This is a genomic window from Glaciecola petra, assembly GCF_031846345.1.
GTDB classification, from domain to species: domain Bacteria; phylum Pseudomonadota; class Gammaproteobacteria; order Enterobacterales; family Alteromonadaceae; genus Glaciecola; species Glaciecola petra.
Genome location: NZ_JAVRHX010000001.1, coordinates 1,193,905 through 1,218,724, shown reverse-complemented (window position 1 = coordinate 1,218,724; position 24,820 = coordinate 1,193,905). Strand labels below are relative to the sequence as shown.

The window sequence follows — 24,820 nt, the reverse complement described above, 5'->3', positions numbered from 1 at the left end:
GTTTGTTCAAATGTATAAGCAATCATTTGTGACGATGCTTAGTCTTGTAAACTAATGATAGGAGAATGCTTAGAGCAAAGTAAAACCCATTCTTGATCAGATAATAATTGGCAAGCTATATTTGTTTCTAGTCCTGCAGCATGCCAATCACGGTCTAAGGCATAAATTTCGCAATCAGGATATTGGTTTAGGATATTTTTACATGCATAAACACCATCCTGAATAAGTACTACAATAGTTTGAGCATTAATATAGTCATCTATTTTACTTGCTTGGGAGGAAAAAAGCTGGATTATCATAATAAGCTCATTTAAAACACCAGAACCTGAGACGCATTAAGGCATAATGATTTAAACGCTTCTGGTTCAATAAGTGTAATTTTCATACTCTCTGCATCAATAGACTCATCAGTACTTTGACTAGACAAAAGATAAATATCTTCTACTTCAAACAATGGAAGAGAAGAGAGCCTTTTCAGCATATTTTTACGGTTTATCTTGTTGGCTTGCTGTTGTGTGAACAATTGATATTTAGCAAGCCCGCTAAATACAAATTTCACTTTAACACCGATATTAGAGGCCCCAAGAGCGGCTTCAAATGCATCGTTAGCACTACTTTGTGAATAGGGGCTTTTTGTGCTATTTATTAATATGTAATCCTCAAAAACTTCCTGACTACTTGCTCGCTGTGTTTTCAAAATTGAACACCCTTAGAGGAGGTAAGGGCGGCAAAATAATCACTCAAACCAACTTGTTCAAACGGAGGATTAACGTTGTAGTTGCCGTTTAGCGCACACTCCTCACTGACTATTCCGCGACGACCTGCTGCGGTAGTACATACATTCAAACGAACTCCTTGCTGTTCATGTAGTTCAAGCCAAGCTTGATAAACATCAAACTCATCAGAATTAACCTGTTGCAACAAAGACGCATTTTGCACACCAGCTTGATAAAAGAACACTTGTTCAATTGCAAAGCCTTGCGCTATGGCTGCTTTACAGAAATATAAAGCAGATTCGGCATTTCTTGAATCAAAGGGACTTTTGGTTACTATAAGCGTAAATGCTGTGTTATCTGTAGCCATTATTCTTTAACAACCATAAAATATTGAATCGGTGTTTCAAATATTATAAACCTTTATGAGTACAAAACAAAAACGCCCCTGCAAGAGGGGCGTTTTTAACAGAAATATGATTTACTCGTCCATTAAATTCAGTAATGACATCATATGAATGAACATTGTCCAAATATTACTGTACAAGGCAGCGGTAGCGATAATGTAGTTGGTTTCACCACCGTTAACGATACGACTGGTATCAAACAGTATAAAACCTGACATAATCATAATCGCAACAGCATTAATCGCCATAGTAAGTGCAGGCATAGCAAAAAAGATATTTGCTATAATTGCTAATATAACTACCACTAGCCCTACAACCAAAAATCCACGAAGAAAGCTGAAGTCCTTTTTAGTAGTCACAGCGTACGCAGATAGTGATACAAATACAATTGCTGTCGCAGCTAAGGCTTGTCCAACGATGTGTCCGGCGCCTGAAGATACATACATGCTTAGTATTGGGCCTAACGCACCACCAAGGAGCCCAGTGAATGCAAACACCCAAAATAAACCCGCTGCTGAATCTGCTTTTTTGTATGTTATGAATAAGCAAACCATAGCGCCAATAAACATTGCAATATAGCCGATAAACCCTACATTAAAACTCATGGTTATAAATGCAGTAACCGCACTGAATGCAATAGTCATTGCCAATAGCATATAGGTGTTGCGAAGCACCTTATTGATTTCTACTGCGGGTCTTGCACTAGCACCAGAATACAAAGTATCACGATCCATTATTTTCTCCGTTTAAACTAAACTGAACTAACCAACTAAACTTTAGTGTATTTGTATGGGTTTTAGTTCCAAATTTCAAGATTTTTCGAACAAAATAATAAAAGAAGTGTTAACTTTGTTTAAAAAACCTGCGAATAGACCCTTTATACGCTTTTTTTAGCAGAAAGGCTTTACAAAAAGCTAAGAGAATTTTAATATGCGCACCACTTGGATAGCTGGCAGAGCTTGGTTTAATGCACCTGACTTGAAATCAGACGTACGGTCAAACGTACCGGGGGTTCGAATCCCTCGCTATCCGCCACATTATAAAAACCCGCTTTTATCACTAAAGCGGGTTTTTTTGTTCGTAGTTCAAGAGAATTTTATATTTGAATAAGTGATAGGAAAGATAGCACCACTTTAATTCCCATGCACTCTCACTGTTTACAAATTAAGTGCTGCTATCTTTCCTTTTACTTTGTGAGAGAAATTAAAGAAACTAGTTTTCAAATTGTGTTTAATACAGCATACTAGTGAATTACAGAGCGTGAAAAACGCAAATCAAAACAGGTTGTTACGACGTGATTAAAATTTTAGTGGTTGATGACCACGACCTCGTAAGAACAGGGATTGTCCGTATATTAAAAGATGTAAAGGATTTTAATGTAATTGCTGCTGTCGGTTCGGGTGAAGAAGCGGTGGAGTATTGCCGTAAACATTCTCCAGACATCATCTTAATGGATGTTTCTATGCCAGGTATTGGTGGGCTTGAAGCTACGCGCAAAGTTAAACGTATTTGTGACAGTGCTAAGGTAATCTGCTTATCTATGCATAAGGAAAACCCTATTCCTTACAAAATAATGCAAGCAGGCGCTCACGGTTTCCTTACTAAAGATGCAGGCCAGAGCGAAATGATTAATGCGGTGTACAAAGTGCATTCAGGACAAAAATACATATCACCCGAAATAGCGCAACAAATTGCAATTGGTCAATTGGATATCAATAACGACAATCCTTTTGAGCAATTATCCGAACGTGAATTGGAAATCACCATGATGTTGACTCGTGGAATAAAAGTAACCGATATCGCGGGAAAATTATCAATTAGTGCTAAAACAGTTAATACTTATCGATACAGGATGTTCGAGAAACTTCATATTAACTCTGATGTGGAGTTAACCCATCTTGCATTACGACACAAGCTGATTACATCTGACGCATAATTAAGGCAATAAGAAGGACAAGTAGAGATGACAGATGAACAGTTGCCTCTTTTTGATCATAAAAATTTTCTTAAGCACTTAACCAGCAAGCCTGGCGTGTACCGGATGTATGACCGTAAAAATGAAGTCATTTACGTTGGCAAAGCAAAAAATTTAAAAAAACGTGTGACTAGTTATTTTAGGAAAAGTGTCGATAGTGTCAAAACGCAAACATTAGTAAATAACATTGTGGCAATGGATGTCACTGTGGTGTCGAGCGAGACTGAAGCATTCCTGTTAGAAAATAATTATATTAAAAAGTATCGACCTCGTTATAATGTTGTGTTGCGAGATGACAAAAGTTATCCCTTCATATTTATATCTGATCACAAACATCCACGCATAAGTTTCCATAGAGGTAGTAAAAAGAAAAAAGGGCAATACTTTGGTCCCTATCCAAGTGCGTGGTCTGTGCGCGAAAGTCTGCGGTCTATGCAAAAGATATTTCCAATTAGGCAGTGTGAGGACAGTTACTATAGGGCGCGCTCTAGACCTTGTTTACAATATCAAATGAAACGCTGCAATGCGCCTTGTGTAGAAGGCTACGTGACTGACGAGGAGTACTCAGAGCAAGTTGAACTAGCAGCGTTATTTCTAAAAGGAAAAAACTCACAAGTTATTGGGACTCTAGTCAAAAAAATGGAAGTCGCGAGTGACAGCCTCAATTTTGAAGCAGCGGCTAAATACCGTGACCAAATTAACGCCTTAAGACGCATTCAAGAAAGACAATTTGTCGCGGGTACACAGTTAGAACTTGATGTATTTGGTATGTCATTTAAAAATGGGATTGCTTGTGTTTTCGGAATTTTCATTCGTGATAACCAGATCTTAGGTAGTAAACCTTTCTTCCCTAAGGTTCCAAAAGGGAGTACAGCTGAAGAAATATTGGCCTCATTTATTTTACAATTTTATCTTTCTGGTAATAAAGTAATCCCTAAGCAGATCGTTTTGCCACTAAAATTCGACGACATGGAAACGACGCAACAGGTATTAAGTGTCGAAGCAGGGCGTAAAGTGACGTTTTTTGAGGGAGCAAGGGAAGAAAAGAAAAAATATTTGCAAATTGCGAACAATAACGCTGAAAACGCACTAGAAACACAACAAAATCAACAAAAATCGATATTTGCAAGGTTTACTGAATTAGAAAAAATACTAGACTTTGAAACACCTATTAAACGCATGGAATGTTTCGATATTTCACATATTTCTGGGCAGCAAACCGTTGCATCATGTGTTGTTTTTGATCGCAACGGTCCGCTCAAATCAGAATACAGATTATTCAATATAGATGGCATTACTCCCGGTGACGATTATGCGGCAATGGCACAAGCATTAAGAAGGCGATATAAAAAACCAAATAAAGATGCAAAGATTCCAGATGTACTGTTAATTGATGGTGGCAAGGGTCAATTGTCACAAGCCGAAAGCCATTTTAGCGAATGGCCAGAAGATTTAAAACCTATGATTGTTGGGGTAGCAAAAGGAACTTCTCGAAAACCAGGGTTAGAAACTCTCATTGTTGCCTATTCTCATGAGACTCTTGCAGTAGAATCAGACTCAGTTGGACTACATTTAATTCAACACATAAGGGATGAGTCACACCGCTTTGCTATTGGTGGGCATAGAAATAGACGTCAAAAGGTAAAAACAAGGTCTCCGTTGCAAGAAATACCAGGTATTGGGGCTAAAAAGCGACAAACGCTACTAAAATACACAGGAGGTTTGCACGGTTTAAAAAAAGCCAGCAAAGATGAAATTGCCAAAGTACCTGGAATCAGCGAAGATTTAGCTGATATCATATACGATTATTTGCATTCCTAAACAAGTAAGATCTGTTATGATGTTGACGTTGAAGTTTTTGTAGAGTTGTCTATTGTTGTGATCTGGACTATCCCAAATTTTATTACTATTTTTCGTGTTCTTCTGATCCCTATTTTTGTGACAGTTTTCTTTTTGGATTGGAAATGGGCTCAAGAACTAGGTGCTTTTTTGTTCTGGTTGGCTGCCATAACTGATTGGTTTGACGGATACCTTGCCAGAAAGCTAAAGCAATCTACCGCTTTTGGGGCATTTTTAGACCCAGTAGCAGACAAACTAATAGTAGCAGCAGCGCTTGTAATGATAACGCATATTTATGCAAGCGTTTGGATAACGATACCGGCAATCATTTTATTAATGCGTGAAATTTATATCTCTGCTCTGCGTGAATGGATGTCACAATTGGGTGAACAGGACTTGGTTAAGGTAAGTTTTATTGGTAAAGCAAAAACCATGGCGCAAATGCTGGCATTAATTGGTTTACTCTCGGGGCTAGAATATTTTATGGGCTTCCCTATCTATTGGGTCACCTTAGGTAAAATATTACTTTACATAGCGGCAATATTATCTCTATGGTCAATGGTGGCATACACAAAAGCTGCTTGGAAAACCTTATTAAATCAAAAATAATAGGGCTTTGATGTATAGTTTTACTGAGATTTTATTACGCTAAAACTGAAATTGATTAAAAATTGACTGAACAAGCTAATGCAAGGCGATTTGTGGTTGACAGCGCATTAATTGTAGGTAGAATGCACCGCACATTTCAGAGCGGGAATAGCTCAGTTGGTAGAGCACGACCTTGCCAAGGTCGGGGTCGCGAGTTCGAATCTCGTTTCCCGCTCCAATTTTTCTTAGTAACAATTTGAAATTCTGAAATGTGTAACGCTTGCACTCCAAAGCGTGAGCAAAGTTTTGCGGCGGAATGGCAGAATGGCTATGCAGCGGATTGCAAATCCGTGGATCTCGGTTCGACTCCGGGTTCCGCCTCCAGTTTACTGGAATCGTAACTCTTAGCTATATTACAGTGTTAAAAGTTGCCCGGGTGGTGAAATTGGTAGACACAAGGGATTTAAAATCCCTCGTCAGTAATGACGTGCCGGTTCAAGTCCGGCCCCGGGCACCATTTCTTCCTTACAAATAGTTATTTTTCGAAAAGTAATCTCATCTATTATATCTACTTAAGCATAAGTCAAGCATTCACAATCTATGACTGGATATGGTATTTTAGTTGTTATTATATTAGCTTTTGAGACGATTGAAGATGTCTTTTATTAACGCAAATTCACTTATAAAATGGCAACAGCAACAACACTGCAATCTTGGCAATAAAGTGCGAGTTTTGTTCACATCAATGAGTGGCAGTACAGGTGTTCGAAAAGACTTAGTAAAACAACACCCAAATTCATATATTGCTGATTCAACCTTTTTTGATTTAGAAACCCAATTCGCAGACACTAATTCGGCGATTTCAAATACGATGTGTTCCAAGTCACACTTTCAAATCGAAGCGCAAAAATTGGGCATAAACAACGACGATACTCTTGTAATCTATGATGATTATGGGAATTTTTGCGCGTCGAGAGTTTGGTTTATGTTTAAAAGCGTAGGCCACAAAAATGTATATGTTTTAGACGGTGGCCTACTTAGATGGTTAAGCTTATCGTTGCCCGTTGTTAACAAATTGAATATAAACCTTAGGGCGAGTGAATATACTGCTGCAGAGAGCACTCAATTTCAGTTTGTTGCGACTGATTATGTATTTGAAAGGATAAATGCGCCCAATTATCATATTATTGATGCTAGGGCCTTGCAGCGCTTTACTGGGCAGATTCCTGAGGCTCGTAAACACCTTCGAAGTGGACATATTCCAAGCTCTAGTAGTCTTCATTATGCACAATTGCAAAACGAAAATGGCGAATTAGTGGCATATAATCAGTTAACAGAATTATTTACTCACTATGACAAAGAAAACACATTAATTATGACATGTGGAAGTGGTGTGACGGCCTGTATTTTAGCTCATGTCGCCTACACATTAGGTTTTGACAAATTGCGAGTATATGATGGTTCGTGGTCAGAGTGGGGGGCTAGTGCCCATTTACCGATTGAAACGGGAATAGCATGAATATAGATTTCAATGTTTGGGCCAGCATCGCACTAATGCATTTTGTCGCTGTGGTTAGCCCTGGACCTGATTTTGCAATTGTCTTAAGACAAGGTTTGCAAAAAGGTTTGCGAGCGGCGCTATGGACAAGCTTAGGTATTGGCACAGGTATTTTATTGCATGTTAGTTATTCAATTCTTGGTATTAGCTTAATTATTAAAACAACACCATGGCTATATAATGCCTTGTTGTATATTGCTGCAGCTTATTTCATTTGGATAGGTATAAATGCATTAAGAAGTAAATCACAAGCCCAGAACCAAGATGATAGTGCTGATACTACACAAACTAGAGGACTTTGGTACAAGGCCTTTTCCTTAGGATTTATTGTAAATGGCTTAAACCCCAAAGCGACCTTATTTTTTCTTGCCTTATTTACAGCAGCTATCCCCGCGGAAACCTCGCTCAATACTCAAATTTTTTATGGCGTGTATTTAGCATGTGCGACAGCGGTTTGGTTTTGCTTTTTATCATTTGTTACTACTATTTCGAAAATTAGAACCGCATATCAGCTCCATGGGCATTGGTTCGACAGATTAATGGGGATCGTTCTGATTGGGATGGCCATATTTCTTTTACTATAAAAAACCTCAACGCATGTGAACTGTGCACTTATCAATGTTATAATCTACACTAGTCTGATAATTAAGGTATGAATGCCATTAAACCTACATTTTCCGGATTTAATCCCGATTATAAATTTGATATAAAAAATATATTTGAACAAGGGAATGCCTTAACTAAACAGAATATTTTTCTACTAGCACGTGCTTTAGTGATGATTATAAGTTTAGGTGTTGTGGTTATTCTTATACTTTTTGATGCCTATGGTATTAGTGATATTGCAAAAATAGCAAGCGGGGAAATAGTCTTAACCATAGCCCAACAACTTGGTATCGATTTAAGTTTAACAGTTGTTTTAGCGCCATTGTGGACGGGTATTAGCATGGCTGCAGTGTTTAGTAATCGGTCAATTAATATTCCATTTTCGAGCATCTTTGTTTTTTTCAAACTGCTACCTTTAGTTGCAATAGCCTATCTACTGATTAACACGTCTTTCGAAATAGGTTTGAGGCTATTAGTCATACCGGGTTTTTATATATTTGTGGCGACAACATTCACTTTAATATTAATTGCAGATAAAGGCTTACGACCATTTCAAGCCATATGGTGGTCTGTAAAAGCAGTTAATCATTACATTGTGCCTATGCTAGTCATTTTTTCATGCTTTTTCTTAATGTTAATTTTGGTGTTTTTTACTTTTGGCTTGGCCTATTTATATGTAGGACCTTTATTTTTTAATGTTAAGGCTATTTTGTATGAAGCCATTTTTTGTCATGAGTCCATATTAGAAGAACGAAATGTAAAATCTGAACAAGGAGTGTTCGATGCATAAATTTAAAATTATTGGCATTACATTTTTTATTGTCCTAATAGTCCTCGTGTTAACATATGTTTTGTTGCCACAAGATAAAAGTATTAAACATTACCCATTAGTAGAAAATGCCTTTGAAGCAGTGCCAGATTTTTCGTCAATTTCTAATGTTGTTGAAAAAAAACAAGCTTTTTTTGAATATCTTGCGCCTGCCGTTGAAGCACAAAATAGTTATATCCTTGAGTTAAGACAAGTCGTACAAGGTTACAAATCACTTATAGTTGCAGGAGAGTCACTTTCTTCATTACAACAAGATAATCTTAACTGGTTATACGAGGAATATCGGATAAACCTTGAACAGAGCCATGAGCAAAGATTCGCTGAGTTATTGCGTAAAATCGATATTATTCCACTAGAATTGGTGCTAGTTCAAAGCGCTAATGAATCTGCTTGGGGGACTTCACGTTTCGCCCGAGATGGATACAATTTTTTCGGATTATGGTGTTTTAAAAAAGGCTGCGGCTTTGTGCCCAAAAGACGAAATGAAGGGGCGACTCACGAGGTTGCTAAGTTTGATGATTTATCCAGCGCTATGTATTCTTACATGCGAAATATAAACCGTCACGACGCTTATAAAGAGTTGCGTTTGATTCGCCATAAAAGACGTAATAATCAGCAAAATATTAGCGCTATCGCATTAATAGATGGCTTATCTAAGTATTCTGAAAGAGGACAGGAGTACATAGAAGAATTACTGCAGATGATTAAAGTTAATAAGGATTTAATACCCTCGTGAAGAGATTTGCACTTAATATTACTATTATGTTTTATGTTTTTGCTTTGAGTTTTGATGTCAAAGCAAACGAATTGATCGTCGATTATAAAAGTTTTTATAGTCACGCACGTAAAATAAACAATGATGAAATGAATGCCTTACAATTTGCTTTCGGATTTATAAACATAAACAGCAAAAAATTATGTAGCATTGAAAGTGCCCGGATAAGTACAGAAAAACAACAATTACCGCTCGAAGTGAGTAAAGAGAATAGATTTACTATACCGGTAGAGAGGGCGCTAAGACTTGCTGATGCTAAGGTAGTATTATCATTAACTGAGGCGGTGAATATTTGTGACATGTCGGTTCAATTAGAAACTAAACCTGAGTTCTTGAAGATAAAATATTCAGCGCAAGAACTTGAAACCTTGTTTACGCAATATGAGGCATTCTTTGACGACATGGGTGGTTTTTTGTCATTTATGATGCCAAGTGTTAAAGGCTTAAATATATATTTTAAAGATCAAAACCTCGTGAAAGACCTTGAGCACGGCTTAAGGGTTGAAAATGGCGTGTTATTGGTGCAACAATCGCAATTTGTAAGCTTGGCTAGTATCGAGTTACCAAATAAACCTGTAAGAATTACAGCTCACACCGTTAAGTAATTCTGATAGAGATTTAAATAGCCCACCTTAATTTTCGTTTTCTTGTTGTATTTGTATATCCAATTGATATTTAATCTGCTGTGCTAAACGTTGCACCGACTCATAACCCTTGCTTGCTAACTCTTCCGCTCTATGAAACTCCAATAATCCTACATCTCTTAACTGTGGTTCAATCAATAGATCGGGTGGATCACCAGCTAAACGAGACCTTGTGACTCTTGCTTGTAAAATTTCTAATGAACTACTCATTACACTCATGATGCCCGGTGCACGCTTTTTATTGGGTTTAGGGTCGGGCGAAAACCATTGTTTCATAAAACCATCATTTGCTTTATCGATAAAATCATCAGTTTTTTGAACATTTACTTCGTGTTCATGTTCAAATTTTTCAATCAGTTGCGGTCTAAAATCAGCACTTAAGTTTACTGCTATCACAAAATCTGCACCTAATTGCCTGCATTGGTTTACGGGAACAGGATTGACGACTGCACCATCAACTAGCCATCTGCCTTCACGTTCTATAGGGGCAAAAAGAGCAGGGATAGCGCAAGAGGCTTGAATAGCATGTTCTATATCTCCACTATTAAAAACAACCTCTTTGCCAGAATATAAGTCAGTCGCTACCGCGGCGAATGGTATGTTCATTTCTTCAAAAGTACTGGCACAAAAATCTATTTTATGTTTTTCAAAGACTTTTTGACCACTGGCAATGCCACCGCGCTTAAACCCAATACCTAAAAGTTTAAATACCTGCCATTCTGAAAGTGAATAAGACCACTCTTCGAGCTCATTTAGCTTACCGCTGGCAAATGCAGAGCCAACATATGCGCCAATCGAACAACCGGCAACTACATCTATTTTGACCCCCATTTCTTGTAAGGCTTTAATGATCCCTATATGAGACCAGCCTCTTGCTGCGCCAGCTCCCAGTGCTAAACCAATTTTCAATTTACTCTTCCTTTTGACGGTGATTTTTTATTTAGCTTTTACTTCTACAACATTTAAACGAACAGTGTCTTGATTAGGGGTTTTAATTGTTAGATCTGGTTCATCAAATCCAATGTCGCCTTCACCTTCATAATTATTGTTTTTACTTAAATTAGTGAAATCAAAAAGAGATTGATCTAAAAGATGTGAAGGCACAATGTTTTGTGTTGCTTTAAACATCGATTCTATCCTGCCTGGGAAACGATGCTTCCAATCATTCAACATAGCTTTTATGTTTTTACGTTGCAGGTTTTCTTGCGAACCACAGAGGTTGCACGGAATGATTGGAAATGCCATATGCTGGCTATACTTGGCAATGTCTTGCTCAGAACAGTATGCAAGAGGGCGTATGACAACATGTTCTTTATTATCGCTTACAAGTTTAGCGGGCATTGACTTAATTTTACCGCCATAAAACATATTCAAAAACAGTGTTTCTAAAATATCATCTCTATGGTGTCCTAATGCTATTTTTGTCGCGCCAATTTCAGATGCCGTTCTATATAAAACGCCTCTTCTTAATCGTGAACAAAGGGAACACGTTGTTTTACCTTCAGGGATTTTCTCTTTTACAATAGAGTAAGTGTCTTCTTCTATTATTGTATAATTAACATTAAGTTCTGTTAGATATCTTGGCAATACATCCGCTGGAAAACCAGGTTGTTTTTGATCGAGATTAACAGCAATAAGGTCAAAATTTATCGGTGCGATACGTTGAAAATATAATAATACGTCAAGTAGCGTGTAACTATCTTTTCCACCCGACAAGCAGACCATTATTTTGTCATTGTCAGTGATCATATTAAAATCAAAAATCGCTTTTCCAGTTTCTCTACGCAAGCGCTTTTGTAGTTTGTTAAAACTATATTCAAGTTTTGTTTTTACTGACATGAGTATTATTTACTAATTAGATGATGCATAAATTATACAATAATAAGTCTTCGCTTAAAAATAAGTATATTTAAATATATGATTTACTAAGGTTGATTATATCAATCAATTCACTAGTTAACTGAACTGATTTCTATTTCTGAATCTGGCATTCTTTGCTGAACACCCTCAAGATCCAAAATAGTAATTAACTTGCCATCTACCTGTAAAAGGCCTTCTTTTTGAAAACACGTTAATAGCCTAGAAATAGTTTCCACTGTCAAACCTAAATAATTCCCAATTTCACCTCGAGTCATTGAAAGGTTAAATTGTTTTGCTGAATACCCCCGCTCATCAAATCGTTGTGACAAATGGCTAATAAAATGAAGTAAACGTTCTTCAGCGCTGCGTTTACTTAATAACATCATCAAATCGTGATTATGTTTAATTTCGGAACTCATAAATTTCATGATTTGTTGACGTAACTTAGGATAGCGATTCGACACTGTTTCGAGAGTATCGTATGGCAACTCGCAAACCATTGCTGTTTCAAGGGCTTGAGTATAACTTTGATGAGTGTCGTCACGCATTGCATCAAATCCAACTATATCACCAGGGAAATGAAAACCAACAATCTGTTCGACGCCATCACTGCCGCTAATGTAGGACTTAAATGACCCCGACCTGACAGCGTATAAAGAGTGAAACTTATCACCCACACTAATTAATTTATCTTGTTTATGGAGAGGTCGCTTGCGCTCAATAATATCGTCCAAAGAATCTAATTCAGATTTATTAAGACTAACGGGAAGACATAAATGACTGAAGCTACAGCTTTGACAATGTATAGAAAGTTCTGAACCTTTACTCATAACGCTACTTTAATATTTCTGAAAGAGATCATTTTATACCCTGAAATAATTTAAAGGTCAAAAATATTGCGAAAATTAGTATCAGAAAAGCCATAAACAAGCGAGTGTTTTTGTGTTGTAAATAGGGAATCACGAAACTTGCACCAACGCTAGAAGCAATTAATGCGGGCAGGGTGCCGATCCCAAAACATAACATAAAAACAGCGCCATTTAGACTATCACCGCTTGCTAAAGACCACGTTAACGCTGTGTAAACTAAACCACAAGGTAACCAACCCCATAACATTCCATATAAAACAGTATGCCATGGGGATTTAAATGGAATTAAGCTTTTGCCTATCGGCGCAATTTTTTGCCATAAATACCCACCCAATCTTTCAAAATAAGCTAGTATCTGCAATATCCCACTTATGTATAGGGCTAAAAGTAATAGAAAAAATATGCTTATAATTTGCAGAATATATAAGCCGAACACTACTTTTGCAGTAAAAATACTGCTTAAATAACCGGTAATTGCACCAGCGATTGTATACGAAAGGATCCTGCCAATATTATATGCAAAGATATACGGTGTTTGCTTGCTATTTTTAGGTGTTGCGAAAGTAAACGCAGATGCGATGCCACCACACATGCCAATGCAATGAACGCCACCTGCCAAGCCCATAAAAAAGGCCGTTAATAGAGAAAAGTCAGTCAATGTTTTGGTTCTTTGGTGTTTTGTTTATTACTTTCAACTGTCTCAGAACTCTCTGCTTTATCACTTACTGTTTTATTGTCTTTTGTATTATTAGGCGTAATGTCGTCATCAAATAATATGCTATAACCCTGTCGCTCCAAGTCGTCGAATTGATTAGATTTTACAGCCCAAAAAAACACGCCAATTGCAATAGCAACGATTATGACTGCTAGCGGTATAAGCACAAAAATTATACTCATTTGAAAATTAAACCTTTGGTAAATAAACTATTAACACTATTCAGTACTAATATTAACGCATCAAACGGGTAGAGTTATAGACAACAATAATAGAGCTCAAAGACATACCTAAAGCTGCCTGCCAAGGCGTTAATAACCCCAACACAGCAAAAGGGATCACCAAAATATTATAGCCTAAAGCCCATGCAATATTTTGCTTAATCTTACGTTTTGTAGCAAATGCCAAATTAATTAAATGGCTCAACATGTTTAGTTTAGGATTTAATAATACGACATCAGCAGCATTTTTGGCCAAATCAGATGCATTGCCTACCGCTATAGAAACATCTGCAGCCGCTAATACCGGTGCGTCATTAATACCATCTCCTAACATTAATGTTTTGGCATTTATTTTCTGCATGTTGTTTACATAGTCTAGCTTTTGAGCTGGAGAGCTATCACCAATAACATTGTTAATCCCTAATTGCTTGGCAATAATTTCGGCATTTGCTTGTGTGTCTCCGCTCAGAATTGTAGTTTTGAACGCTTTCAACTGTTTAAGCGTTTCAGTTACATCGTCAGCTAGCGTATCGGTGACCCAAAAACCTGCCAATACTTGATTTCCCATGGCAAAAATAACATTTGCGCCTTTTAGTGCTGTTATGTCATCAATTTGAAGCACTCTATCTAGTTTTTCCTGAATAAATTTTTTGGAACCAATGTGACATTGATAATGGTAGATATTGCTAGATACACCTTTGCCTATTTCAATATTCAGGTTTGTTACATTTATATCTTTCAGGGCTTGCCATTTTTTTTGACTCAAACTTAGCGGACCGAGCTTTTGATTTGCATCTACAAAAGCCTTGGCGATTGGGTGTTCAGAACGCATCTCAATAATGCTCGCAAGGTGCATTACTAGTTGTTCATTAGTAGTATGTGGTAAGCCAAAAGTATCACATAACTCATTTGAAAAACTTTCATTCAGCCATGTTTTTTGTATCGAAAATTCACCTTTAGTTAACGTGCCGGTCTTATCAAACACAATATCGCTAATGCCTGTAATTTGTTCAAGTGCATCGGCTCGTTTAAGTAATATACCCAACTGATTTAGTTTTGCCATGGCGCAGGTCAAGGCAGAGGGGGTTGCAAGACCTAAGGCACAAGGGCAGGTTGCCACTAATACTGAAATAGTAATCCAAAATGCATGTTCGCTACCTTGATAATACCAAAATAAATAGGTGGCTATTGCCACCGCAAGGACAATGATCACGAAAAAGCGAGAGAGTTTATCAGCAACTGCGGCTACCTTAGGTTTATTGGCTAGTGCATTTTCTTGCAAGCGCAATATTTGATTCATCATGGCATGTTTAACTGACGCAGACACTTTTACTATGATTGAACCTTGTTGGTTAAGTGAGCCAGCATACACTTTATCGCCAACACTTTTTGTTACAGGCTCAAATTCTCCGGTAAGCATTGATTCATCAAAAAGGCTCTTACCTTCGGTTATATAGCCGTCTACAGGCACACTCTCGCCAGGCTTCACAATAACCATATCACCTTTGATTAGTTGTTTTGCCAATACCGACTTCCAAATTGAATTTTCGAGCCTATTCGCTGTGATGGGAATCAATTTGAGCATGTTTGACGATATTAAAGAAGCACGATGTCTAGAGCGATGTTCTAAGAATCGACTTATTAAGAGAAAAAACACGAACATGCATATAGATTCAAAATACACCTCACCCGTATTCTTATTTACCGCCAGCACCCCAGCAATATAGGTCGCAACTATGGCAATCGTCACAGGCACATCCATATTAACAGTTTTAGCCTGAACGGCTTTGAGCGCACTAATATAAAAAATACTGCCTGAATACAATACAACAGGTGTGGTCAGTAACAAACTAACCGCATTAAAATAGCTTATTGCATCGTCATCAATATTACCAAAAATATCAAAATACTGCCCCATCGCTAACATCATCACCTGCATTGTCATAATGCCCGCAAGTCCCAATTTTTTTAGAAAAGCTTTATGTTCTTTTTTATAAGAAGCTTCATGTGTGTCGGGCTGAAATGGAAGAGATTCGTAGCCGATCGATTTTAATCGGGAAAGTATTTCTGACAACTTTATTTGATCCGGTTGCCAACTAATTAACGCCCGGCGAGCAGAAACATTGACAGAAACCTGCTTGATACCCTTCAATTTCGCGAGTTGTTTTTCAATAAGCCATCCGCATGCTGCACATGTAATCCCTTCAACGGTTAGTTGGATTTGTTTATGTTTACCTTGGTCGAAAACAAATTCTTCTTGTAGATCAGGTTCGTCGTAAACTGACAATTGTGCCATCGTATTAGAAAGGGCAGAGTCACCTCTAGCAGCAGGCTCAGTTCTAAATTCGTAATAATTAACTAAACCGTTGTCGACTATTGCTTGAGCAACTGCTTGACACCCAGGACAACACATAGCATGAGGGACATCATTGATGACAACTTGATATTTTTGGGCGTCTTCATTTGGCAAGCCACAGTGAAAGCAACAGTCTTCCGCAATATTGATGCTCATTTTGTTAATACAACTATGCTAATTGATAGTAACCTCGCTATGGCGAAACAACTCATCTTAGGGATCGAACTTAAATGCATTATTTTGCGGCAAATGGATGTTTTTCTGTATTTTCCAGTTTTCATCAATAGGAGTTAACCTCAATCGCCATTTTCCTTTGATAGGAAAAACTTCGTTGTTTCTATATACACCCGAGGCATCTCGAGTTAAAAACACATTGAAATCTTTATTTGCTTGGGTAACGTGGAAAAAATCTAATTTTAAGGCTTCTCCAGTGGCTGGCTGACCACTTAAAAACGTTAGTGCAATATTACCTTCTTCTACTTGCAGCATTGTACTGATATTTAAAGCCTGTGCATTTACTATTTTGTCTAAACGTTCGTTGATACTTTTGCCTTCTTTGTAGTAGTCATCAACGACCATGCTGTTTGTGCCGTCAGTAGCTAATCTAATCACTTGAGAACCCACAATAAGTGAAGAAAGAGGGATGGCAATCAAAAACCAAGGCCAAAATTGTTTATACCAAGGTTTATCGTCATATTCTTGCATGTTTTTATTACCTAAATTGCATATCAATAATACTAAACAACGTTTAATCAGCGCACTTGCGCAAAAAAAAGCCTCATTAAGAGGCTTTTTTAATAAGGTCAATAATATCTCTTAAGGATGAATTTAACAGCTTAATCATTTATTCGATAGGCTAAACACATAAGCCGCGACCACATGGACCTTGTCTTCACCCAAGGTAACATCAAAAGCTGGCATTACTCCATTTCTTCCATAATTTAAGGTATGCGTTACTGCTGGCTCTGTGCCGCCGTATAACCAAACATTATCAGTTAAATTAGGTGCGCCAAGCATTTGATTACCGGTTCCATCCATACCGTGACAGGCAGCACATACTGCATATCGTGCTTTGCCAGCTTGTGCCAATGCGTCATGATTTTCTTGCACTTTGCGCCCACTTAGGCTCAATGTGTAAGCGACAATTTCTTTTATGCCTTGCTCACCAAATGCATCTAACCATCCTGGCATGACGCCAGCTCGGCCTTTTATTAGGGTTTCTTTGATTTTCTCACCTGATCCACCGTATAGCCAATCATTATCGGTTAGGTTTGGAAAGCCACCACGCTGTCCTCTTGCATCTGAACCATGGCATTGTGCACAGTTTTGCAAGAATAGTCGTTTACCAACCTGCACGGCTTCTTCATTATTAGCTAATTGTTCAACCGGAGTTTTTGCATACTCTGCAAAAATAGGGTCAAACCTTTCTTGGGCTATTCTAATAGCAACTGCATATTCGTTTAAATTATCAGCTGCAATATCTTCTTCTAACTGTGCTTGAGACTCTTCTAAGGTTAGCACTGCTTGATTTGAACTTTCCCAGCCGAGCAAACCCTTAAATGAGAAGCCTATGCCAGGATACGCGATTAAATACAGCACGCCCCAAACCATAGTGATATAAAACAAATTAGTCCACCAACTTGGTAGTTGATTATTAATCTCAACAATACCATCAAATTCATGGCCCATTTCTTCGCCTTCGGGCACGCCTGTTTTATTAGCTAAACACCATTTAAGTAACAACCAACAACCAACAATGGTGCCAAAGGTAATTACGCCAATCCAAATTGTCCAAAACATAGTCATTGTCTTATGACTCCTGATCTTTTTTATTAATTTGTTCGTTCATTTGCGTGTTTTTGTGTTGCACTTCATCTTCAAAAATGATGTTTGCTGCTTCATCAAATTTACTTTTGTTTCTGCCAGTGAAGGCCCACCAACAGGCCCCGACAAATGCCACAAAAACGACGACCGTGAATATACTACCGACAATTCCTTGATCCATAATAAAGCCTACTGTAAATAAGTGCCGAGAGATTGAAGATAGGCAATTAGTGCTTCCATTTCCGTTTTACCCGCTACCGCAGCTTGTGCGCCTGCGATGTCTTCATCGGTATAGGGAACACCCAGCATGCGATTAACTTCTAATTTTTTGGCAATGTCTTTACCTGTTAACACATTGCTTTCTAGCCAAGGATAGCTAGGCATATTAGATTCAGGCACTACGTTACGTGGGTTTATTAAATGCACTCTATGCCATTCGTCGCTGTATCTACCACCCACTCTAGCTAAATCAGGCCCGGTGCGTTTTGAACCCCATAAAAAAGGTCGCTCCCAGACGGATTCACCTGCTACGGAATAATGGCCATAACGTTCTGTTTCTGCTCTAAACGGTCTTATCATTTGACTATGACAACCAACACAACCTTCCCTTATGTATATGTCTCGACCTTCCATTTGCAGCGCTGTATAGGGTTTTAAACCTTTTACAGGCTCTAATACCTGCTGCTGAAACATAAGAGGTAGTATTTGTGCCATTGCACCAAAACTTATGGCTACTAAGACTAATATTGTTAACAGTCCAACATTCTTTTCAATTAACTCATGTGGATTTTTCATTTGGCAACTCCTACAGCAACATCATCTGCTAGCATGCCTTCGTCCTGCTCATTCTTTTTTGGTGCATAAATAGTTTTGTAGCAGTTATAAGCCATAATCAACATTCCAGCGACAACAAATACACCGCCTATAAACCTAACTACGTAGAAGGGCTTAGATGCTTCTAAAGATTCAACAAACGAATAGGTAAGGGTTCCATCGGGGTTCACCGCTCTCCACATCATTCCTTGTAATACACCTGAGCACCACATGGCGACGATATATAATACAACGCCAATGGTTGCCAGCCAGAAGTGGTAATCAATTAAGCGAGTGCTATACATCTTAGGCTGTCCAAATAATATAGGCACCAAGTGATATACAGAACCTATCGATACCATAGCGACCCAACCGAGCGCGCCAGAATGTACGTGTCCAACTGTCCAGTCAGTATAATGAGAGAGTGCGTTGACGGTTTTAATCGCCATCATAGGACCTTCGAAGGTGGACATGCCATAAAAAGACAATGAAACAATCAAGAAACGTAAAATAGGGTCTGTGCGAAGTTTATGCCAAGCACCCGATAGCGTCATGATACCGTTTATCATACCGCCCCAAGATGGCACGAAAAGTATTACTGACATGACCATGCCCAATGACTGCGTCCAGTCGGGTAGGGCGGTGTAGTGCAAATGATGAGGCCCAGCCCAAATATAAAGAGAAACCAATGCCCAAAAATGTACAATAGATAAACGATATGAATAAACAGGACGACCGGCTTGTTTGGGGACAAAATAATACATCATGCCTAAGAAACCGGCCGTTAGGAAAAACCCTACCGCATTGTGTCCATACCACCACTGCATCATCGCGTCGACGGCGCCAGCATATATCGAGTAAGACTTAAACAATGTAACAGGGATGGCTAGGCTATTCCCAATGTGTAGCACTGCTACGGTTAGCATGAAGGCGCCTAAAAACCAATTTGCGACATATATGTGTGAAGTCTTCCGAACAACGAGTGTTCCAAAAAAATTAATAACGTAAGCGACCCAGACGAGAGTTATCAAGATATCGATAGGCCATTCTAGCTCAGCATACTCTTTACTTGCTGTAATACCTAAAGGCAATGTGATGACCGCTGAAACGATAACAGCCTGCCAACCCCAAAATGTAAAAGCAGCCAATTTGTCACTAAATAACCTAACTTGACAGGTACGCTGCACAATGTAGTAGCTAGTGGCAAACAATGCACTCCCACCAAAAGCGAAAATTACTGCATTGGTATGTAAAGGGCGCAAACGAGAATAAGTTAACCACGGTAAATCGAAATTAAGTACAGGTGCAAAAAGCTGAGCAGCTAAAAGTACCCCAACTAACATGCCGATAATACCCCAGATGACGGTCATAACTGTAAATTGCCTGACAACTTTGTAATTATAGTCAGGTTGAACTTGGCTTGATTCACTCATTTTTACGTGTTCCGAGTCTAGAAATTATTTTTGTTAACGTGTGTGTGTTACTTTTTAAATATTGTGTCCTAGTTGAGTGGAGCATCAATCAAAAGTAAACTCAGCACTCATTACCTGCGATGTTAATGTTTTTAAATACAAAAAGATACTTAAGTTAGGTTACTTTTGATCTCGGTCAATAAAGCAAAGTTTACGGTGAATAATTTGTGAAAAAAATGCAACAAATTCGAAAGGGATATTTCTTTGTAGCCTGCATTTTTATTGTGTTTGCAGGTTTTTATTTGCAAAGTATTAACAATTGGTCTGACGCTTCAGAAAAATGTGTACTTATCGATAATTGGTGTGAGATTCGGAAAAACGACCTGACCTTACGTATAGAATTTGACCAAACCCCCGTCTCTGAAGAGGAAATCGCTTTAGACATTGGTCTTAGTGACGCATATTTTGTCTCAAATGCGTGGGTCGAAGGGGTAAATATGTACATGGGAAAATCACCAATTGTCTTTGAAGACGAAGAAAAGCCTTCGCAAGGCGTGATGTTTTTAGGCAGTTGTCACCTCGATGAGATGCAATGGCATTTAAATATTAAAGTGGCTAAAAAAGGCACTCAATCTGAACAATATTTCACGGTGCCTTTTATTACTCATAATTAAACTCGATACCACTTATAGTTGTGATTGAAGATAATTTTGTATGCCCAAACGTTTAATTAAACCTAATTGTTGTTCTAGCCAATACGCATGATCCATCTCAGTGTCGTCTAACAACACTAACAGCATATCGCGGCTAACATAGTCTTGTTCGGTTTCGCAGATAGCGATTACTTCTTTTAATCTGTTAGCGACTTCATATTCAACGCGCAAATCACTCTCTAACATATCAGGGACTTCACTACCTATTTTCAAACCAGTACGCGTTTGCATGTCAGGTGTGCCACCAAGAAATAACATGCGTTCAATTAACTTTGTGGCATGACCTTTTTCATCATCAAACTCATGGTTGATACGCTCATATAATTTGTTCAAGCCCCAATCAAGATACATTTGTGAATGTATAAAATATTGATCCATTGCGGCTAACTCAAACCCAAGTAAGCTGTTTAAGCCGTCTATTACTTTTTGATTACCTTGCATAAACTATCCCTCCACCTGAGACTGCAAATAATTTTCAATGCCCATATTTTCAATTTGATACTGTTGAGTTTCTAACCAATCAGAATATTCTTCTTCGTCATCTAAAATCTTTGTCAACAAATCCCTACTGACAAAATCTCGTTCGGTTTCGCAGATCGCTATTGCGTGCTTTAACTTGGGAATTTGTTCTTGTTCAAACTTATAATCACAAGCCAAGCACTCTTTGGTGTCTTCACCAATGTATAATTTCCCCAGCATTTGCAAGTTCGGTAAACCTTCCAGAAAAAGAATTCTTTCGATTAATCTATCGGCCTGCTTCATATCTTTAATCGATTTTTTATAAGCGATATTATTTAAGCCTTCTAGCCCCCAGTTTTTGTGCATTCTGGCATGCAAAAAATACTGGTTTATTGATGTGAGTTCAACCGTCAACATGTCGTTGAGTTGTTTTATCACTGTAGGAGAACCTTTCATTATTAGTGCTCTGTTATTAAGACTGGTTAAATCTTAACATAAAGGAAAGTGCATTCATAGCAAACAATAATAAAAACACTTATAAAACAACTACATAGAAAGGTAAATCATTCTTATTTACAATTAGATTAGCAAACAAAAAAGAGCTTAAGTTTTATATTGTGATTGACTTTGCAGTAATTCAATACTTTCATCTGCAAAACCATAACCTGCATCAGTGAAGAAATTAAAGACTTTATCGACCCCTTTTGATAGCAAAGGGGCAACTTCATCTTCATATCTTGCTATGGCAGCAATTTGTCCCTTGTAGTCTGAGCTACGTAACTGCGTGGTAATGTTTGAAGAATCTTCAATTGACGGTAATGCTAAGAGTACAAGCTTGATATTAGTCGTATCTAAATTTTCCCATAGATCGATATTTTCGCCGTCTCCTACAATGGTGTTTTGTTTAAACTCAGGCATGCTAGATACTTTTTCTGAATCTGCATCCATGCCCCACACTTTATTATCAAGTTTTTTGTGTAAGGCAGATAAGGCACCTTTACCAACTCTTCCCATGCCCACTACTAAAACTTCGGCGTTTTTCATGCATGGATATTGGTCTTCAGAAAGAACAGTTGAGGATTCAAACCCTTTTAGCTTGTCTTTAAAACTTGTATATGTATCGTGTGAATGCTTATACATCAGACTCGTGATTACGAAAGAGAATGACATGGACATCGCCATTATGATTAACCACTCTTGAGTTAACAAACCAATGCCGACTGCTACGTTAACAACGATCAAACCAAATTCACTAAAATTACTCATTACCAGGCTAGTTAAAAATGCAGTGCGCACACGCAGTTTGAGTTTTGTTAATATAAAAAAGAAGAGCGCATATTTAAGTGGCAATGTAATGGTAATAAGAATGGCGATAAAGGTCATTTCAAAAGAAGGCAGGCCAGAAAGACCAATTGTTAGAAAAAAGCCAATTAGAAAAAGATCCTTAAAGCTTAATAAAGACTTTGAGAGCTCAGTAGCTTTGAAACTAGGGGCGAGCAGCATACCAACAATTAATGCACCCAAATCACCTTTAACGCCCACCAGTTCAAATAAATAATACCCACCCAGAGCGAATATAAACCCTGATAAAGGCAATAGTTCTCCGTGTCCTGCCTTTTCTAGTAGTTTCCTTAACACAGGGACACATGGAATTAGCAAAAATAATGCGAGAGCATATATTGAAGGCAACTTTCCAGTAGATGCAACCAAAAACAAGACAGCAAAAATATCTTGCATAACGAGGATACCAATCGCTATTTTACCGTGTCGCGTGTTTCTCTCGCCAGACTCTTCTAAGATTTTAACAACACATACCGTTGAACTGAAACTTAAAGCAAACGCAATTAGCGCTGTTTGCTGCCAATCCAAGCCTGTGAAAAAAGGCAATGAAAGGGTAATAAATACAATGAAAATTGCACCAGAGGCTACTAACCAAGATAAACCGTGTAGGATACTAGAAAACCATATCTCGGCTTTAATAAGGTCTTTAATATTGAGTTTCAAACCAATAGTAAATAACATTATGGTTATACCCAAATTAGCGAGTTGTTCGAGCTGAGGATTAGAGGAATAACCAAGCATATGCAAACAAAAGCCTGCCACTAGGTAGCCAATTAAAGGAGGCATATTGATGAGTTTGCAGCCGAAGCCCAAGACAAAAGCAACGAGTAATAATATAAATTCCATGCGAGCTTATCGGCAGCCTTATATATTTATGAAAGATTTTAGACTCTGACGAAAAAACAGAGAGTGTTAATTTGTCTAAAAGAATATAAAGAAGCGCAAGATTAATGCAATCTTTTAAAGAAAATTTTAGTGATTTCAGCTATATCTATTTATTGTGTTAGTAAATCCAAGTCTTGTGGAGATAAAGAATCTTGGAATGCTGAAATAAACTTAATTACATATGGTTTAGGAATTGTATCCATCAACTCAAATGCTCTTATTGTTGCTAATTTACAGTTTAAACGGCTAGCAATACAACTTAACGGTATTCCTCTGCGCGCAACTAGTCTTAAAAATTCTTTGCCAGTCATAACACGTCACTCTTTACTTGATGAACAGAGACACTGCTTAATTATAAGTAAAGCATAGTCTATTTACCAAAAAGAAATGTAATTTATTTCATACTAAAGTATAAGCCTTTGTTCCACTTAAAATTTTAATAGTTTGAAAACTTGCTTGGGACACTCGACCATTGGCATATGACCAATATTTGGCAATATCACCATTTTACCATTTACTAGTTTTTGCCAAATAACAGCATCAGAGGCTGGCAGCAGAGCATCTTTTTCTCCCCAAACTATTAAGCTAGGCGGATATTTTTCTGAAGGTGTAAATGGTTTAGAGAAAAAGCTATCAATATCAAAAAAATCAGTGAACATATGTTTGTATTGATTACTTTTAGATAAATAATTTTTATGTATCAAGTAATGAAGTACCGAAGGAGGAACAAAAGGGGGCTTATACATTGTATTTTTAAAGAATGATTTAGCTGACTCTACAGTGTCATGTAAAAATGGGTTATGTTTCTTTTCTGCGAGAATGCGTGCAAAGTCTGATTTTGCCCCAGCAGGATCGAGCAGTACTAGTTTTGTTACACAGTCATTAATTTGTCCTAAAATAGCGGCGACCATTCCCCCCATGGAATTACCAACTATTAAAAGTTGCGTTGATTTAACTGGATACAATACGCTTAACAAGTGATTAATATATTCTGCCTGAGCCATTGCAGAATAATTTTCTCTCGAATGATAGAGGTGCGCTCCATGACCTTTAAAATCAGGAATGATTAATTGATAGTCTTTATACGCATACCTAGCTAGTTTAAGCCAAATATCTTTGTCGGCACTGAAGCCATGAAGCATCAGTATACTTGGCTTGGATGGGTCAATATGCGGTATAGTTTGGTTGCTCGCTACATTACTATAAAAATAGTAGGTAGTGCCATCGTCACAAAAAATCACATACCTTTTTAGATGCGCAAACTTGCGTTGTATATAGTTTGTACTTAAATATAAAAATTTCCCGATAACATATGATTTTGAAAAAAATAGTAAGCACAAAATGACTAAAAGCAATAGAAAAAAGAACAAATTAAAACCTCAAATTAAAACCTCAAAAAAATGATATCAACATGATTG

General features: G+C 37.8%; 29 protein-coding genes and 4 tRNA genes. 13 read left to right on the top strand and 20 right to left on the bottom strand.

Going from position 1 to position 24,820, the window contains the following annotated elements; genetic code table 11:
- Positions 1-38: 38 nt before the first annotated feature.
- From RM552_RS05405 to RM552_RS05390, 4 genes are all read right to left on the bottom strand, one after another.
- The gene (locus tag RM552_RS05405; RefSeq protein WP_311367749.1) at positions 39-299 is read right to left on the bottom strand and encodes a DsrH/TusB family sulfur metabolism protein; all 261 of its coding nucleotides are present in this window, start codon (positions 297-299) and stop codon (positions 39-41) included.
- Between the two features lie 11 nt (positions 300-310).
- Positions 311-697 carry a DsrE family protein gene (locus tag RM552_RS05400; protein ID WP_311367748.1) on the bottom strand — a complete coding sequence of 129 codons (387 nt, stop codon included), beginning with the start codon at positions 695-697 and terminating at the stop codon, positions 311-313.
- Positions 694-1,083 carry a sulfurtransferase complex subunit TusD gene (gene tusD / locus RM552_RS05395; RefSeq protein ID WP_311367747.1) on the bottom strand — a complete coding sequence of 130 codons (390 nt, stop codon included), beginning with the start codon at positions 1,081-1,083 and terminating at the stop codon, positions 694-696. Before tusD ends, RM552_RS05400 begins: the two co-directional genes overlap by 4 nt.
- 111 nt (positions 1,084-1,194) lie before the next feature.
- Entirely contained in the window at positions 1,195-1,854 is a 660-nt protein-coding gene (locus RM552_RS05390; RefSeq protein ID WP_311367746.1) for a Bax inhibitor-1/YccA family protein, read from the bottom strand.
- A gap of 209 nt (positions 1,855-2,063) precedes the next feature.
- Here RM552_RS05390 and RM552_RS05385 point away from each other — a divergent pair.
- From RM552_RS05385 to RM552_RS05330, 12 genes are all read left to right on the top strand, one after another.
- Positions 2,064-2,155 (top strand) — tRNA-Ser (locus tag RM552_RS05385).
- A gap of 259 nt (positions 2,156-2,414) precedes the next feature.
- On the top strand, positions 2,415-3,056 hold the full coding sequence (gene uvrY / locus RM552_RS05380) for a UvrY/SirA/GacA family response regulator transcription factor (RefSeq protein WP_311367745.1): 642 nt from the start codon (positions 2,415-2,417) through the stop codon (positions 3,054-3,056).
- Between the two features lie 27 nt (positions 3,057-3,083).
- Complete coding sequence (gene uvrC, locus RM552_RS05375; protein WP_311367744.1) at positions 3,084-4,916, top strand: excinuclease ABC subunit UvrC; 1,833 nt, start codon at positions 3,084-3,086, stop codon at positions 4,914-4,916.
- Between the two features lie 60 nt (positions 4,917-4,976).
- Entirely contained in the window at positions 4,977-5,543 is a 567-nt protein-coding gene (pgsA, locus tag RM552_RS05370; RefSeq protein ID WP_311368281.1) for a CDP-diacylglycerol--glycerol-3-phosphate 3-phosphatidyltransferase, read from the top strand.
- A gap of 141 nt (positions 5,544-5,684) precedes the next feature.
- Positions 5,685-5,760: transfer RNA gene (locus RM552_RS05365), tRNA-Gly, on the top strand.
- A 72-nt stretch (positions 5,761-5,832) separates the two neighbouring features.
- A tRNA-Cys gene (locus tag RM552_RS05360) sits at positions 5,833-5,906 on the top strand.
- 46 nt (positions 5,907-5,952) lie between these two features.
- Positions 5,953-6,039 (top strand) — tRNA-Leu (locus RM552_RS05355).
- 138 nt (positions 6,040-6,177) lie between these two features.
- The gene (locus RM552_RS05350; RefSeq protein WP_311367743.1) at positions 6,178-7,041 is read left to right on the top strand and encodes a sulfurtransferase; all 864 of its coding nucleotides are present in this window, start codon (positions 6,178-6,180) and stop codon (positions 7,039-7,041) included.
- Positions 7,038-7,664, top strand: a complete 627-nt coding sequence (locus RM552_RS05345) for a LysE family translocator (RefSeq protein ID WP_311367742.1) — start codon at positions 7,038-7,040, stop codon at positions 7,662-7,664. Before RM552_RS05350 ends, RM552_RS05345 begins: the two co-directional genes overlap by 4 nt.
- Positions 7,665-7,732: 68 nt before the next feature.
- On the top strand, positions 7,733-8,476 hold the full coding sequence (locus RM552_RS05340; protein WP_311367741.1) for a hypothetical protein: 744 nt from the start codon (positions 7,733-7,735) through the stop codon (positions 8,474-8,476).
- On the top strand, positions 8,469-9,251 hold the full coding sequence (locus tag RM552_RS05335) for a glucosaminidase domain-containing protein (RefSeq protein ID WP_311367740.1): 783 nt from the start codon (positions 8,469-8,471) through the stop codon (positions 9,249-9,251). Before RM552_RS05340 ends, RM552_RS05335 begins: the two co-directional genes overlap by 8 nt.
- The gene (locus RM552_RS05330; RefSeq protein WP_311367739.1) at positions 9,248-9,895 is read left to right on the top strand and encodes a DUF2987 domain-containing protein; all 648 of its coding nucleotides are present in this window, start codon (positions 9,248-9,250) and stop codon (positions 9,893-9,895) included. Before RM552_RS05335 ends, RM552_RS05330 begins: the two co-directional genes overlap by 4 nt.
- A gap of 27 nt (positions 9,896-9,922) precedes the next feature.
- Here the strand turns inward: RM552_RS05330 and rssA are convergent, their stop codons facing one another.
- The 11 genes from rssA to ccoN all read right to left on the bottom strand — a co-directional run bounded on the left by rssA (position 9,923) and on the right by ccoN (position 20,025).
- Positions 9,923-10,843 (bottom strand): patatin-like phospholipase RssA, encoded by a 921-nt coding sequence (gene rssA, locus RM552_RS05325; protein WP_311367738.1) that lies wholly within the window; start codon positions 10,841-10,843, stop codon positions 9,923-9,925.
- 27 nt (positions 10,844-10,870) lie between these two features.
- A complete protein-coding gene (gene ttcA / locus RM552_RS05320) occupies positions 10,871-11,773 on the bottom strand; it encodes a tRNA 2-thiocytidine(32) synthetase TtcA (protein ID WP_311367737.1) in 903 nt (300 codons plus the stop codon).
- Positions 11,774-11,886: 113 nt separating this feature from the next.
- Positions 11,887-12,624 (bottom strand): fumarate/nitrate reduction transcriptional regulator Fnr, encoded by a 738-nt coding sequence (gene fnr / locus RM552_RS05315; protein ID WP_311367736.1) that lies wholly within the window; start codon positions 12,622-12,624, stop codon positions 11,887-11,889.
- Between the two features lie 28 nt (positions 12,625-12,652).
- Positions 12,653-13,321, bottom strand: coding sequence for a sulfite exporter TauE/SafE family protein (locus RM552_RS05310; protein WP_311367735.1), 669 nt, complete (start codon positions 13,319-13,321; stop codon positions 12,653-12,655).
- Positions 13,318-13,560, bottom strand: a complete 243-nt coding sequence (gene ccoS, locus RM552_RS05305) for a cbb3-type cytochrome oxidase assembly protein CcoS (RefSeq protein ID WP_311367734.1) — start codon at positions 13,558-13,560, stop codon at positions 13,318-13,320. Before ccoS ends, RM552_RS05310 begins: the two co-directional genes overlap by 4 nt.
- 52 nt (positions 13,561-13,612) lie before the next feature.
- Positions 13,613-16,111 carry a heavy metal translocating P-type ATPase gene (locus tag RM552_RS05300; protein WP_311367733.1) on the bottom strand — a complete coding sequence of 833 codons (2,499 nt, stop codon included), beginning with the start codon at positions 16,109-16,111 and terminating at the stop codon, positions 13,613-13,615.
- A 57-nt stretch (positions 16,112-16,168) separates the two neighbouring features.
- Positions 16,169-16,660, bottom strand: a complete 492-nt coding sequence (locus RM552_RS05295; protein ID WP_311367732.1) for a FixH family protein — start codon at positions 16,658-16,660, stop codon at positions 16,169-16,171.
- A 135-nt stretch (positions 16,661-16,795) separates the two neighbouring features.
- On the bottom strand, positions 16,796-17,761 hold the full coding sequence (gene ccoP / locus RM552_RS05290) for a cytochrome-c oxidase, cbb3-type subunit III (RefSeq protein ID WP_311367731.1): 966 nt from the start codon (positions 17,759-17,761) through the stop codon (positions 16,796-16,798).
- A gap of 4 nt (positions 17,762-17,765) precedes the next feature.
- Positions 17,766-17,960: a cbb3-type cytochrome oxidase subunit 3 gene (locus RM552_RS05285; protein ID WP_311367730.1), complete on the bottom strand. Its 195-nt coding sequence runs from the start codon at positions 17,958-17,960 to the stop codon at positions 17,766-17,768.
- A gap of 8 nt (positions 17,961-17,968) precedes the next feature.
- Positions 17,969-18,574 carry a cytochrome-c oxidase, cbb3-type subunit II gene (ccoO, locus tag RM552_RS05280; protein WP_311367729.1) on the bottom strand — a complete coding sequence of 202 codons (606 nt, stop codon included), beginning with the start codon at positions 18,572-18,574 and terminating at the stop codon, positions 17,969-17,971.
- On the bottom strand, positions 18,571-20,025 hold the full coding sequence (ccoN, locus tag RM552_RS05275; RefSeq protein ID WP_311367728.1) for a cytochrome-c oxidase, cbb3-type subunit I: 1,455 nt from the start codon (positions 20,023-20,025) through the stop codon (positions 18,571-18,573). Before ccoN ends, ccoO begins: the two co-directional genes overlap by 4 nt.
- Before the next feature lie 206 nt (positions 20,026-20,231).
- Between ccoN and RM552_RS05270 the strand changes: the two genes are divergently transcribed.
- Positions 20,232-20,678, top strand: a complete 447-nt coding sequence (locus RM552_RS05270) for a hypothetical protein (protein WP_311367727.1) — start codon at positions 20,232-20,234, stop codon at positions 20,676-20,678.
- 12 nt (positions 20,679-20,690) lie between these two features.
- Here RM552_RS05270 and bfr (RM552_RS05265) read toward each other — a convergent pair whose 3' ends face one another.
- The 5 genes from bfr (RM552_RS05265) to RM552_RS05245 form a co-directional block, all read right to left on the bottom strand.
- Positions 20,691-21,158 (bottom strand): bacterioferritin, encoded by a 468-nt coding sequence (gene bfr / locus RM552_RS05265; protein WP_311367726.1) that lies wholly within the window; start codon positions 21,156-21,158, stop codon positions 20,691-20,693.
- A 3-nt stretch (positions 21,159-21,161) separates the two neighbouring features.
- Positions 21,162-21,632, bottom strand: coding sequence for a bacterioferritin (gene bfr, locus RM552_RS05260; RefSeq protein ID WP_311367725.1), 471 nt, complete (start codon positions 21,630-21,632; stop codon positions 21,162-21,164).
- A gap of 147 nt (positions 21,633-21,779) precedes the next feature.
- The gene (locus RM552_RS05255; protein ID WP_311367724.1) at positions 21,780-23,363 is read right to left on the bottom strand and encodes a cation:proton antiporter domain-containing protein; all 1,584 of its coding nucleotides are present in this window, start codon (positions 23,361-23,363) and stop codon (positions 21,780-21,782) included.
- Positions 23,364-23,512: 149 nt separating this feature from the next.
- Positions 23,513-23,713 carry a hypothetical protein gene (locus RM552_RS05250; RefSeq protein WP_311367723.1) on the bottom strand — a complete coding sequence of 67 codons (201 nt, stop codon included), beginning with the start codon at positions 23,711-23,713 and terminating at the stop codon, positions 23,513-23,515.
- A gap of 117 nt (positions 23,714-23,830) precedes the next feature.
- A complete protein-coding gene (locus RM552_RS05245) occupies positions 23,831-24,643 on the bottom strand; it encodes an alpha/beta fold hydrolase (RefSeq protein ID WP_311367722.1) in 813 nt (270 codons plus the stop codon).
- Positions 24,644-24,820: the final 177 nt, after the last annotated feature.